The 12,615-nt window shown below is 65.4% G+C and carries 10 protein-coding genes; 7 read left to right on the top strand and 3 right to left on the bottom strand.

The window, feature by feature from the left end:
• The first annotated feature begins 37 nt into the window (after nucleotides 1–37).
• The 6 genes from KXD98_RS16045 to KXD98_RS16070 all read left to right on the top strand — a co-directional run bounded on the left by KXD98_RS16045 (nucleotide 38) and on the right by KXD98_RS16070 (nucleotide 7,147).
• Nucleotides 38–1,582: an ABC transporter substrate-binding protein gene (locus tag KXD98_RS16045; protein ID WP_260759362.1), complete on the top strand. Its 1,545-nt coding sequence runs from the start codon at nucleotides 38–40 to the stop codon at nucleotides 1,580–1,582.
• Entirely contained in the window at nucleotides 1,579–2,553 is a 975-nt protein-coding gene (locus tag KXD98_RS16050; protein ID WP_260759363.1) for an ABC transporter permease, read from the top strand. Before KXD98_RS16045 ends, KXD98_RS16050 begins: the two co-directional genes overlap by 4 nt.
• The gene (locus KXD98_RS16055; protein ID WP_260759364.1) at nucleotides 2,550–3,437 is read left to right on the top strand and encodes an ABC transporter permease; all 888 of its coding nucleotides are present in this window, start codon (nucleotides 2,550–2,552) and stop codon (nucleotides 3,435–3,437) included. The genes KXD98_RS16050 and KXD98_RS16055 overlap by 4 nt, the downstream gene beginning before the upstream one ends.
• Entirely contained in the window at nucleotides 3,434–5,041 is a 1,608-nt protein-coding gene (locus tag KXD98_RS16060; RefSeq protein ID WP_260759365.1) for an ABC transporter ATP-binding protein, read from the top strand. The genes KXD98_RS16055 and KXD98_RS16060 overlap by 4 nt, the downstream gene beginning before the upstream one ends.
• Before the next feature lie 12 nt (nucleotides 5,042–5,053).
• Nucleotides 5,054–5,794 (top strand): SDR family NAD(P)-dependent oxidoreductase, encoded by a 741-nt coding sequence (locus KXD98_RS16065; protein ID WP_260759366.1) that lies wholly within the window; start codon nucleotides 5,054–5,056, stop codon nucleotides 5,792–5,794.
• A 333-nt stretch (nucleotides 5,795–6,127) separates the two neighbouring features.
• Nucleotides 6,128–7,147 (top strand): hypothetical protein, encoded by a 1,020-nt coding sequence (locus KXD98_RS16070; protein WP_260759367.1) that lies wholly within the window; start codon nucleotides 6,128–6,130, stop codon nucleotides 7,145–7,147.
• Here the strand turns inward: KXD98_RS16070 and KXD98_RS16075 are convergent.
• Nucleotides 7,144–8,217 carry a dihydrodipicolinate reductase gene (locus tag KXD98_RS16075; RefSeq protein ID WP_260759368.1) on the bottom strand — a complete coding sequence of 358 codons (1,074 nt, stop codon included), beginning with the start codon at nucleotides 8,215–8,217 and terminating at the stop codon, nucleotides 7,144–7,146. The two genes, KXD98_RS16070 and KXD98_RS16075, sit on opposite strands and share 4 nt — an antisense overlap.
• Nucleotides 8,214–9,248, bottom strand: a complete 1,035-nt coding sequence (locus KXD98_RS16080) for a Rieske 2Fe-2S domain-containing protein (RefSeq protein WP_260759369.1) — start codon at nucleotides 9,246–9,248, stop codon at nucleotides 8,214–8,216. The genes KXD98_RS16075 and KXD98_RS16080 overlap by 4 nt, the downstream gene beginning before the upstream one ends.
• Before the next feature lie 69 nt (nucleotides 9,249–9,317).
• Here KXD98_RS16080 and KXD98_RS16085 point away from each other — a divergent pair, with 69 nt between their 5' ends.
• On the top strand, nucleotides 9,318–9,953 hold the full coding sequence (locus KXD98_RS16085; RefSeq protein ID WP_260759370.1) for a TetR/AcrR family transcriptional regulator: 636 nt from the start codon (nucleotides 9,318–9,320) through the stop codon (nucleotides 9,951–9,953).
• A gap of 15 nt (nucleotides 9,954–9,968) precedes the next feature.
• On the opposite strand, the gene KXD98_RS16090 is transcribed toward KXD98_RS16085, so the two are convergent.
• Nucleotides 9,969–12,560: a M4 family metallopeptidase gene (locus KXD98_RS16090; RefSeq protein WP_260759371.1), complete on the bottom strand. Its 2,592-nt coding sequence runs from the start codon at nucleotides 12,558–12,560 to the stop codon at nucleotides 9,969–9,971.
• Between the last annotated feature and the right edge of the window lie 55 nt (nucleotides 12,561–12,615).

The raw sequence follows: 12,615 nt of genomic DNA on the forward strand, positions 1-12,615 counted from the left end.
AGGGGCCGTGGCAAGCTCAAGACCCGGGGTGATGCACATGGCGCGGACCGCGGCGCGAACCGCTGTTCTCGCCATTGCGCTGCTGATGGCTGCGCTGACGGCGTGTTCGACCGGTCAGCGGGTGTCCCTGGGTGAAGGCGCAGAGGGCAGTCTGGTGGCGGCGATCGCCGGGGAGCCCGATCAGCTCGACCCGCACAAGACCACCGCCTACTTTTCGTTCCAAGTGCTGGAAAACGTCTTCGACACGCTGGTCGAACCCGATGAGAACCTCCAGATGCGCCCGGCACTGGCCGAGTCCTGGGAGGTCAGCCCCGACGAGCTCACCTGGACGTTCCGCTTGCGCGAGGGCGTGACATTCCACGACGGTGCGCCCCTGACCGCCGACGACGTCGTCTACTCCTATCGCCGGATCATCGACGAGCAACTGTCCAACGTCGACAAGTTCAGCGCCGTGACGGCGGTGGAAGCGCCCGACCCAGGCACGGTCGTGGTGCGGGTGTCCAGGCCGACGCCGAACATGCTGACCAATCTCGGCGGGTTCAAGGGAATGGCGATCGTCTCGCGCGCCAATGTCGAAAGTGGGCAGATCGCGACCAACCCGGTGGGCACCGGACCGTTCAGCTTCCGCGGCCAGCGCAGCGGGGACTCCATCTCGTTGACCGCCAATCCCCAGTATTGGGGTGGCGCTCCGGAATTGACAGGTGTGACGTTCCGGTTCATCTCGGAGCCGTCGACGGCGTTGTCCGCGCTGCAGGCCGGCGAGGTGGACTGGACCGACTCTGTTCCTCCGCAGCGGGTTTCACAATTGCGTGACGATGATTCACTGACATTGGCCGTGACACCGAGCAACGACTACTGGTACCTGGCACTCAATCAGGCCCGGGCGCCGTGGGATGACGTCCGGGTGCGCCAGGCAATCGCCCATGCGATCGATCGCGATGCGATCGTGGCGGCCACCAGCTACGGCACCGCCGAAGCCAACCAGCTGGCGATCCCGGAAGGCAATCCGTGGTACACCCGTTACGACCGCTACGACAGCGGTGGCGTCGACAGGGCACGAGAATTGTTGGCGGAGAGCAACACTTCGCCAGCTGACATGGATATGCTGGTGACCACCGAGTATCCGCAGACGGTGACCGCTGCGCAGATCATCGCCGACAACCTTGCGCCGCTGGGCATCACCGTCAACATCCGCACCGTCGACTTCGCCACGTGGCTCGATGAGCAGAATTCCGGCAACTTCGACATGTTGATGATGGGCTGGTTGGGCAACATCGATCCGGACGACTTCTACTATGCCCAGCACCACACCGACGGGACGAGCAACGCGCAGAAGTTCTCCAATGCCGAGGTCGACCGCCTGCTCGACGCCGGCCGGGTGCAGACCGATCAGGACGCGCGGCGCGCCGACTATGCCCGCGTCGCAACGCTGATCGCTGACGAAGCCAGCTATATCTACCTGTACAACCCGTCAGTCATCCAGGCCTGGAACCCGGCGCTGCAGAATTATCAGGCGCGCCGCGACGGCGCGGTCCGGTTTCGCGACGCGACCCTTGACATCGGCGGTGAGACCTCGTCGTGACCCCGTCTCGCGTGCTGACCCACCCGATCACCCGGTTCGTCGCGCGCCGACTGCTGTACTCGGCCGTGGTGTTGCTCGGCGTGCTGGTGGTGGTCTTCGCCCTGGTGCATCTGGTGCCCGGTGATCCAGTGCGCATCGCGTTGGGTACCCGTTACACCCCTGAGGCGTACGAGGCGCTGCGCGCCGCCAGCGGGCTGGACCGCCCGATCGTCACGCAGTTCTTCGGATATCTGGGTTCGGCGCTGACCGGTGACCTCGGGGTCAGTTTCCGCAACGGCGACCCGGTCACGGTCACGCTGCTGGACCGGCTGCCCGCAACCTTGTCGCTGGGCCTGGTCGCGATCCTGATCGCACTACTGATCGCCCTGCCCGCGGGCATCTACTCCGCGCTGCACGAGGGCCGCCTCAGCGATGCGATCGTGCGGGTCACCAGCCAGTTCGGTGTGTCGGTGCCCGACTTCTGGATGGGCATCCTGCTGATCGCGCTGTTCTCCTCGACCCTGGGATGGCTGCCGACCTCGGGGTACCGGCCGCTGTTCGACGATCCGGTCGGTTGGGCGCGACACATCGTGTTGCCCGCGCTGACAGTGGCGGTGGTGGCCGCGGCGATCATGACCCGCTATGTCCGTTCCGCGGTACTCGACGTCACCGCGATGGGTTACGTGCGAACCGCGCGCTCCAAAGGATTGTCGCCGCGGGTGGTGACGTTCCGTCACACCGTGCGCAACGCACTGGTTCCGATCCTGACGATCACCGGTATCCAGTTGGCAACGCTGCTGGGCGGTGTGATCGTCGTCGAGGTGGTGTTCGCGTGGCCGGGTCTGGGACGGTTGGTGTACAACGCCGTGGCAGCGCGCGACTACCCGGTGATCCAGGGCGCGGTGCTGCTGATCGCGGCGCTGTTCCTGCTGATCAATCTGCTCGTCGACGTGCTCTACGCAGTGGTCGATCCGAGGATCCGGCTGGGATGACCACCAACGACGCACAGAGCGGCCGGATTTCGGCATGGCGGTTGCTGGCACGTAACCCGGTGACCCTGGTCAGTGCCATTGTTCTGACCGTGGTGGCTGTGGTGGCGGGGACCGCCGGCTGGATTGCGCCCTACGGGGTCAACGACATCAACGTCCCGAACGCGTTGCAGTCGCCCAGTGGATCGCATTGGTTCGGTACCGACGAACTCGGTCGTGACATCTTGTCGCGTGTTCTGGTGGCCATCCAGGCGTCGATGCAGATCGCGGTGGTCAGCGTCATCTTCGCGGTGCTGGTCGGGGTCACCGTCGGTGTGCTGGCCGGCTACCGGGGCGGCTGGCTGGACACCGTGCTGATGCGGATGGTCGACGTGATGTTCGCGTTCCCGGTGCTGTTGTTGGCGCTGGCCGTCGTCGCGATCCTGGGGCCCGGCGTGACGACGACGATCCTGGCGATCGGCATTGTCTACACACCGATCTTCGCGCGGGTTGCCCGGGCCAGCACGTTGGGCGTGCGCACCGAACCGTACGTGTCGGCCTCGCGTGCGATGGGCAGCGGAGACCTCTACATCTTGCGCCGCCACGTGTTGCCGAACATCGCCGGTCCGCTGATCGTTCAGACGTCGCTGTCGTTGGCGTTCGCCATCCTCAGCGAGGCGGCACTGTCGTTCTTGGGACTGGGAATCCAACCACCGCAGCCCTCGCTGGGACGGATGATCTTCGACTCCCAGGGATTCGTCACGATGGCCTGGTGGATGGCCGTGTTCCCCGGTGCCGCGATCTTCGTGATCGTGCTGGCGTTCAACATGTTCGGTGACGGGCTGCGTGACGTGATGGACCCCAAGCAACGCACCACCGTCGAAGCCCGTAGGCGGGAGAGCCGATGACCTCCTCCCCGGTGCTCAGTGTGCAAGATCTCGGCGTGCGCATCGGATCGCAGACCATCGTCGACAAGGTCTCGTTCCAGGTGCATCGGGAACGTACCGTCGGCATCGTCGGCGAGTCCGGGTCAGGCAAGACGATGACGGTGCTGGCCGCGACCGGCCTGCTCGATGCGCCGGGGGCCAGGGTGTCGGGCAGCAGCACACTCGCCGGTGACGCGCCCGTCCAACTCGTCGGCGCCACCCCACGCGTGCTGCGCAGCGTGCACGGCGCCCGGATCGGATTCGTCTTTCAAGACCCCGGCACGTCTTTGAACCCGCTGCTGACGTTGGAGCGGCAGATCACCGAATCACTGGAGACACACAAGAGGCTGACCCGCCGCGCGGCGACCGCCCGCGCCGTGGAATTGCTCGACGCCGTCGGGTTGCCAGACCCGCAGACGCGGTTACATGCCTACCCCCACCAACTCTCGGGTGGGCAACGTCAGCGGGTGATGATCGCGATCGCGTTGGCGTGCGACCCGGAGCTGCTGATCGCCGACGAACCCACCACCGCGCTGGATGTCACCACCCAGGCCCAGATCATCGAGCTGGTGCGGCGCCTGCAACGCGATTTCGGTACGGCGGTGGTGTGGATCAGCCATGACCTCGGCGTGATCGGGCAGGTAGCCGACGACGTGACCGTGCTCCGCGACGGCGTCCCGGTCGAACAGGCTGCGATCGATGCCGTATTCGACCATCCGCACGCCGACTACACCCGTGATCTGCTGGCTGCCCGGCCGGTGCTCGACCGCCCCGGGCCGGCCCCGGTTGCCTCGATGGAGCCGTTACTGGAAGTCACCGGCCTCGACGTGGAGTTCTCGGTGTCCACCCCGGTGGGCCGATCAAAGGTGCACGCGGTCAAGGACGTCGCATTCACCGTCCGGCGAGCAACCACCATGGGTCTGGTCGGGGAATCGGGGTCGGGCAAATCGACAATCGCGGCGTGTCTGACTGGACTGGTCACACCTGATCACGGCACGGCCACCCTCGGCGGCATCGACATCCTCGGGGCGAAAGGCCGCGCCGCGAAAGCACTTCGACGACGTATCGGCCTGGTGTTGCAGGATCCGTTCTCGTCGCTGGACCCGCGTTCACGGGTTGGCACCTCCATCGCCGAGCCGCTGGTGGTGCACCGCCTGACCGACGGCACACAGGCGCGCCGGGCCCGAGTTGCCGAACTGCTCGACCTCGTCGGGTTGCCGACCTCGTTCGCGCAGCGGTTTCCCCATGAGCTTTCCGGCGGGCAGCGTCAGCGGGTGAGCATCGCCCGTGCCCTGGCGGCCCAACCGGACCTGTTGATTCTCGACGAAGCGACCGCGTCTCTGGATGTGTCCGTGCAGGCGCGGGTGCTGGAGTTGCTCGCGCAGCTGCAACGAGAACTCGGCCTGACCTATCTGCTGATCGGCCATGACCTCGCGGTCATTCGCCAGCTCAGCCATGACGTGCTGGTGATGCGCAATGGAGCGGTCGTCGAGAATCGGCCGGCCGACGATGTGTTCTCGACTCCCGAGCAGGAGTACACCAGGACCCTGCTGGCGGCCGTGCCGCCGGCGCGACCGCGGTCATGAGAAGGTCAGTGCATGAGCCAACTCAGCGGCAAGGTCACGTTGGTCACCGGAGCGTCGGCGGGTTTGGGGGCAGCGACAGCAAGGTTGTTCGCCGAGCGCGGCGCCAAAGTGTTCGGGATCGCCCGCGATGCCGCGCGCATGGCAGAGGTCTTCGCGGAGTTGCCTGACGCGACGTTCGCATCGGTGGACATTACCTCACCGCAGGCGTGCGCCCAGGCAGTCGAGGACTGTGTGGCGCACTTCGGCAGGCTCGATGTCCTGGCCAACATCGCCGGCTTTCACCAGATGCGCCACACCGCAACCATGTCCGATGAGGACTGGCAGACCGACCTCGCGGTGAATCTGACGGGACCGTTCTTGCTGTGCCGCGCCGCGCTGCCGCACCTGTTGGAGACCGGCGGCAACATCGTCAACGTCTCCTCGATCGCCGGCGTGGAAGGTGAGGTGTACTCGGCCGGCTACTGCGCGGCCAAACACGGCCTGATCGGGCTGACCCGCGCACTGGCCATCGAGTTCACCAAGGAGCGCCTGCGCGTCAACGCGATCTGCCCAGGAGGCATGCCAACCGCGCAGGCGACGGAGTTCCAGGCGCCGGAGAACGCCGACTGGGACCTGATCATGCGTATCGCATCGCCGCGTGGGTTCATGGCGACCGAGGACGTAGCCAAGACGATCGCTTTCCTGGCCAGCGACGACGCTGCGGCTATCCACGGGGCGGTGTACCGGGTGGACAACGGCAAAGGCGCAGGCTGATGTAAGTGTGTCCGCCCGCGAACTTTTGGTGACCACCGTTCGCCCATCCCGGCAACATCTACCCGCCACTGCCGGACGGCGCTGACGCTGCGCGGAGTACGCATCTGTCCTGATCTAAAGTCTTTACCATGCAATAGCTTTCAGCGTGACTGGCGCTGCTGATGAAGCATCTCCGCTGGTTTTGACGAGCGTTGGACGGATCGCCGACACCCCGTCGCATCGGAACTAGTTCGCGCCAGATTGACGCGCTAGCAAATAAATTGGGCTAACAGCGACGGTGTTTTTGTGTTACTTTGCTCACACGGGGAGACCACTAAGGAGGGGAAGGCGAACATGAGTCTTGTAGGTCGCACCGGGGCCGCGATGGCAGTTGCTGCAGTCACTGGCGCCACGGTTTTGGCTCCACCACCGGATCGGGCCGCGCCTGCTGTCGGCACTGTTGCCGCGTCGACGACGGTCGATCTGACAGCCTCGTCGCGCACGCTGGCCGGTTGGCCCTGGTTACCGGAACTGCAGTCGTCTTCGCACACCACAGAGAGCTCCTCCACATCTGGCTCATCGACATCGCAGCCGGTCCTGCAGCAGACCTGGGACCCGGATGAGATCGACCAAACGTTCCTCACCACCGCACTGAACATGCGCGAGGCATTCCGGGGCCTCACCGGCCAACTGGGTTACCTCGGACAGCACATGAACATCGCCTACAACTTCGGCGAGAGCATCGTGGCCAGCGCGGTCTTCAACAGCACCGACGTCATGCGCGGCGAGGGCGTACTGAAGAACTTCGCAGACTTCACCTACGACGTCTTCCTTGCCGCGGTGTTCGTCGTCGTCGACAACCTGTACCTACACATCCCCGGGCTGCCGCCGATTGTCAGTCTGCCCTACCGCCCACCCGTCGATGCGCCGCCGGGATGGACCCGCCCGATGTCACCGTTCCCGATTTTCTTCTCGATGTCGTCGACTGTGGCCCCCGAAGCGATCGAGACTGTCGAGTCCGAAGAGCAGCAACGGCGTGACAGTGGTTCGTCGGCGCTTCCCGAAACAGACACCGCCGCAACGGAAGACACCGCCGCAACGGAAGACGTTGTCGAAGCAGTGGACAGCGACGACATCCCCGAGGTCAGCAAGGTCGAAACCAAGGTCGAAACCTTGGATGAAACCGACGCCATCAAGACCCTCGTCAAGGACGTCGTCAAGGATGAGGTCAAGGCCGATGAGAGCACCGAGTCAGCACTGTCGGCTGCCCAACGCGGTTCCGACGACTCCGAGGCATCGACACCGAGGGCCAAGACGCGCAACGATTCCGGTGAGAAGCGTACGCCTCGCGACCGCCGAGGTGGCGCCGACTAGAGTTTGAACCGGCCGGCGAACCCACGTAACGGTAGGTCCGCACTGGTGACGATGCCGGGAGGCGCCGCGATGACGGACTTGATCGCGTTGAGCGCCGGCAGCCCGGTGACCGTCATCCCGATCGAGGCGAACGCGGTGGGGTCAGACAGGTCCACGCCGGGTTTCGGGAAGATCATGTGCTTGTTGTAGATGTTCGGGTCGCCTTTGATGTGCGTGATGTAGCAGCCCTTGATGTCCCAGCTGGGGTCGGTGTAGGGCGTCATCTGCCACTCCAGATGGGTTTCCACCCGCGGGATTCCGTCGACTGTCCCCACGTACTTGATGTAATTGCCGCCCAGTGAGCCTTTGGGCAGTTGGTACCAGCCCAGATCGACGTCCTTGGTGCACGCGCCGAGCTCGTATTCGAACTTCACCTCGTCGAGCTCGAGCCCGAAGCAGTCCGCCATCAACAGCACGCTGTCGGCGAACACCCGGGTGTACTTCTCCAGCTTGCCGGGAATCTCCGGGTCATCGGCCGGCTGGCCGTAGCCGACCTCGATCCAGGTGTCCTTGGAGTGATGGCACGACACGTCGACCGATTCGATCGTCGTGACGTTCTCGATCTCGGCGACGTCAGCCGAACACACCACCCCGAGGATCTGGTTGAGACCGGGGTTCATGCCGGTGCCATAGAACGTCGAACCGCCCTTTTCGCAGGCCTCTTGCAGCAGCTGCGTGACCGGTTTGCCCGAGTGGTGCGGGTGGTTGCGGTCCCGGTGCCAGCCGGTGATCCAGTCGGCGGTGGTGACGATGTCGATGCCGGCTTCCAGGATCTGCACATACAGATCCTCGTCGGGGAACACACCGTGGAACGTCAGGACATCGGGCTTGGCGGCGATGATCTCCTCGACACTGCCGGTGGCGGTCACCCCGATCGGCGCCAGCCCGGCGAGTTCACCGACATCTGCGCCGACCTTCTCGGGCGAGTAACAGTGCACCCCGATCAATTCGAGGTCGGGATGGGTGGCGATTCGTTTGATCATTTCCGTGCCGACGTTGCCGGTCGCGACCTGAAACACTTTGACTGTCATGACATTGCCTCTCTGCGGGCGGCCAAGTCGGCGGCGTTTCCACCTTTGCCGTCGGGATAGAACTTCATGGCCCACGTCCGGATTGCGGTGAAACCCGCGAGCTCCGAGCCGGCCAACGCGGGCGGGTCCGAATAGCGCTGATGGGACCAGATGTGGATGTCCTGGCTGAACTGGCGGATCACCTCGGCGCCGAATTCTGTCGCCTTGGCCTGCGCACGTGCCGGGTCTCGCACGTCTCGATCCGGTCGGCCGATATAGACCATGAATCGGATATCCGAGGTCGACTCGTCGACGGGGGTGATCGCCGAGATGGTCCGATTGTCGACCATGCCCCAGCTCTTGGTCACCGCGATACCGAGTCCGCCGTTGATGGCTTCGACTCCGCTGCCGACATCCTCGATCTTCTGCCCGTCGTCACCTTCGAACGTAATGGTGAAATCGACGTAGGACACCGGGTCGTCGAAGTCGTGCCGGGTGAACTTCGGCACGATCGGGGTGTTGTGCACATACTTGAAATGCGCGAAGTCCACGCCGTTTTCGAGGACATACTGGGGATGCATCTCCAGCCCCTGGCGGAACAACCGCTGCTGCGGGTAATAATCGGCGGCGGTCTTTTCGTCTCCGAAACTGGCGAAGATATCCGGCGCATCGAAGAATGGTTCTCGGCCCAGGATGTCGTGCCAGATGTAGACCGACTCATTGCGTTCCACGACGGGGTAGGTTTTGATCCGTCGTCCGCGGTTAGGCCGGTCCTCGTAGGGGATGCACACGTTTCGGCCCTGCTGATTCCATTGCCATCCGTGGAACGGGCATTGCAACACTTCACCTTTGACGGTTCCGCCGAAGCCCAGGTGTGCTCCGAGGTGCTCGCAGTAGGCATTCATCACGGTCATCTGGCCCGACTCGGACCGCCACGCGACCATCTCCTGGTCGAAGTACTTCATCGTGTGCACGTCGCCGACGGCGATCTCATCCGACCAGGCAACCTGAAACCATCCGGTCGGCTTCATCGACAGGGGTGGCTTGGCCATGCACGGAGCATAAACGAGTGAACGACAGAAACATAGTAGGTTCTACGAAACTTTGGGTACGCTGCGCATATGACCGAGGTGCCTGCTACGCGCGTTCGGCGTCCCAACAAGCGCGGGCAGGCTACTCGCGCCACCATGCTGGAGGCAGCGCTGACCGCACTGGCGTCCGGCGATCCCGCGTCGGTGTCGGCCAACCGCATCGCCAAAGACATCGGCGCCACCTGGGGCGCGGTGCAGTATCAGTTCGGCGACGCCGACGGCTTCTGGGCGGCGGTGCTGCATCTGACCGCACAACGGCGCGCCGATCTGTTCAGTGACGTCGGCGCCGACGAGCCGCTGCGCGACCGGGTCACCGCCATCATCGAGACGCTGTATCACGGTCTGGCCGCTCCGGATTCGCGGGCCATCGAGAACCTGCGCGCCGCTCTGCCCCGGGAGCCCAGCGAGCTCGAACGTCTCTACCCGCAGACTGCCGCGGAACTGTACTCCTGGGGTCAATCCTGGTTGCAGACGTGCCGAAACGCGTTCGTCGGCTTGGACGTCGACCCTGAACGGGTCCGGGAAGTGGCTGCGCTGATCCCTGGCGCGATGCGCGGCTTGGCCTCCGAACGTCAGTTGGGTTCCTACGCAGACCTCGACGTCGCCCGCCGCGGTCTGACCAACGCTCTGGTCGCTTACCTGCAGGGCACCGACGACGCTGGCTGACCGGCCACCGACCGGTCAGGCGACCAGGCTCAGGGGTGCGCTGACCGCCGTGATACCGACCGCGTCGAATGCCTGCTCGATCGCGGCGACCTGAGCCGAGCTGAAGTTCAGTGCGCGGCTGGTGTTGACCACCGCGGCCCGGCCTTCGGGAAATTTCGAGGTGGCACCGAGCCGGGACAGCGACTGGTAGAAGACCGTGGCCCACATCTCGTCGGTGACGCCAATATTGGCCGGGTCGACCATCATCCGGTACACGGCATGGCTGAAGATCGTGCTGTTGATGTGCTCCCCGTAGTTGTCCCCGGAGCCGGTGTAGCGGTCGTCGTAGTGCGCGCGGTACGGCCCCAACGACGTGCGGATCGACTTCGGGTCGGCGAGGTTGCGGATGGCTCCGAGCAGGGAGTCCTCCCCGATCAGCCATCGGCCCCGGCCCTGCTTGCCTTCGATCAACATCCCGAGGATGTCGGCGTAGGCTTCGTTGAGCGCTCCGGATTCTCCGTGATACAGCACAGGTTTACCGCCGCCGACGACTGAAGTCACCACGGCATGGGTGAATTCGTGTCCCACGATATCCAGCGCCGCTTCCAGGCGGCCCCGGTTGCCGAAGACGAACTGCTGGGCGATCGGGTCCCAGAACGCGTTGGCGTATGTGCGCGACAGAAGCGGCGCATACCTGATGCTGATCTCGATCAGTGCACCCTTGTCGTCGAATGACGTGCGGCCCAGCACCGTGGCGAAGTAGTCGTAGACGGCAGCGGCGTTGGCGTGGGCGGATACCGCGCCGCGGTCCCAGCCCAGCCAGCCGCGGGTGACCACCCTGCCGGGCAGGGCAGGGCCGGCCAGGCCCCATAGCGGGTAGGACGTCCGATAGGTCGCGATGTTGCGGGTCGTGTCGTACATCTCGCGCACCACGTACCACGGTGTCCTGCGCATCGTGGTGTTGATGGCGCGGTAGTCACCCAGCCAGTCCCGGGCATATCCGGTGACCTCGAAGGCCGACGCGGCGGTATTGGTGACGATGACTTCGCCGACGTAGGGCCCGTCGGCGTGGAAGACCACCACCGCGCCCGACGGCACCAACATGTGGCGAGCGGAACGTTCGACCACCACACGCCACGCCAACCGCGGATTGTCGTCGTCGAGTGCGTAGATGATCAGTTCGGAACTGCGCAGCGACTTTTCCGGGTACCGGGCGCGGATGAGGCGGCGGATCTCGTCGGCCTCGTCCAGAGTGGCGTCGGGCGTGACGCCGAAGCTCTCCCCCACCCCGCGATAGTTGTTGAACAGGCCCGTCACCGCGCCGTGGATATCGGTCACCAGAATCACGTCGCTGCCGATGACCTCGATGCCGGCCACGAATTCCGTGACCCGATAGATGATCTCGGCCGTTGACCCGACACCGACCCTGCTGGTCGTGATGTGGGCGGTCCGAGCGAAGTGCTCCGCGATGCCGAGGGTCGCAGCCATGTCGTTGAGTACGGCGGCGGCGTCGGCAGCACTGCCGACTTTGCGGTCGGTGAATCGTCCGTCGATGGCCTTGACCCGCCCCTTGGCGTCGGTAACGACCGCCACCTCGTTCAGATCGGCGGGCGCGATGTTCCCGGCGATGCTCACCACCACCCGGGTGGGGACGGCCAGGCCGAGCGCGCCGAGCAGGCCGTGCACGTGGAACGGATTGCCGACGGTGTCGTCGATGGTCACCGTGAACGTGTCAGCGCGACCCGACCCGTCCGGGATGTAGGTGAACCCGCCGACGCCGTCGAGCACGACCGTGCCGTACTTGGGGCCCGCGTGCAGCGAATACGTCAGAGCGACATCGTCGTAGTCGACAGCGTTGAGGGCGCCGGTGACGGTGCCGTCGGGCCCCGGGCCGGACGTGGTGACCTCGGAGCGGGGCCGCTGGTTGTTCCAGGTGTACTGGCTCTGGCGCACCGCCAGCCACAGCGCCTCCAGCACCGACGAGACCGGGCTCGCGGGCAGCGGTAGGCCGTCGGCGAACCGGCCGAGTCCGACCCAGGTCAGGGTGTCGGTCACGATGCTGGCAACGGTGACCGGGCGGGCACTGACCACGCTGCGCAACGTCACCGTGCCGGCGCCCGGCGGCGCCTCGGCAAGAGTCTGCGCGGACGGCAGCGCAGCTGCAGTCTGCTCGTCGGAGTGGGTGGCCGGCGCCTCGTCTGCCGGTGTGACCGGCGCCGGTCGCTCGACGGGGCCGGCCGACTCGGATCGCTCCTCGGTCAGCGAATCCTTGTCGGCGTGATTCCGCCACCGCCACGTGAACTCGTTGTCGGTACCGCGGACGTCACCGCGGGCGGCCGCGCGTGCGCTGCGGCGATCGTCGATGCTGCGGGATCTGTCGGTGTCGCCGCTCTTGGCGCCCCGCGGCGTGCGCTCGGCGGGCGCGGCGTCGGCCGTCGACGGTGCGGAATCCGCTGTTGACGTCGCCGATCCCGAAGCCTCTGCGGACCCTGGCGACCCCGAGGAGTCCGACGGCGACCCAGCGGCAACCGGTGCGCCCGCGAGAACCCCCACGCCGATTCCCGCTGCGACCAGACCGGAGCCGAGGATCCGCCACCGCTCACCCGGGTGTCGCACACCGCTGGTCACGCTGACCCCCCGTTTCGCCGCGCCGCGCCCCTGAAAGTGCCGTAGCGAGCAAACT

The organism is Mycobacterium sp. SMC-4 (assembly GCF_025263265.1).
Lineage (GTDB): Bacteria > Actinomycetota > Actinomycetes > Mycobacteriales > Mycobacteriaceae > Mycobacterium.

What these genes read in the sequence shown, in the direction of transcription:
- KXD98_RS16045 (WP_260759362.1), top strand. Translation starts at nt 38, where the DNA reads ATGGCGCGGACCGCGGCGCGAACCGCTGTTCTCGCCATTGCGCTGCTG.
- KXD98_RS16055 (WP_260759364.1), top strand. Translation starts at nt 2,550, where the DNA reads ATGACCACCAACGACGCACAGAGCGGCCGGATTTCGGCATGGCGGTTG.
- KXD98_RS16060 (WP_260759365.1), top strand. Translation starts at nt 3,434, where the DNA reads ATGACCTCCTCCCCGGTGCTCAGTGTGCAAGATCTCGGCGTGCGCATC.
- KXD98_RS16065 (WP_260759366.1), top strand. Translation starts at nt 5,054, where the DNA reads ATGAGCCAACTCAGCGGCAAGGTCACGTTGGTCACCGGAGCGTCGGCG.
- KXD98_RS16070 (WP_260759367.1), top strand. Translation starts at nt 6,128, where the DNA reads ATGAGTCTTGTAGGTCGCACCGGGGCCGCGATGGCAGTTGCTGCAGTC.
- KXD98_RS16075 (WP_260759368.1), bottom strand. Translation starts at nt 8,217, where the DNA reads ATGACAGTCAAAGTGTTTCAGGTCGCGACCGGCAACGTCGGCACGGAA.
- KXD98_RS16080 (WP_260759369.1), bottom strand. Translation starts at nt 9,248, where the DNA reads ATGGCCAAGCCACCCCTGTCGATGAAGCCGACCGGATGGTTTCAGGTT.
- KXD98_RS16085 (WP_260759370.1), top strand. Translation starts at nt 9,318, where the DNA reads ATGACCGAGGTGCCTGCTACGCGCGTTCGGCGTCCCAACAAGCGCGGG.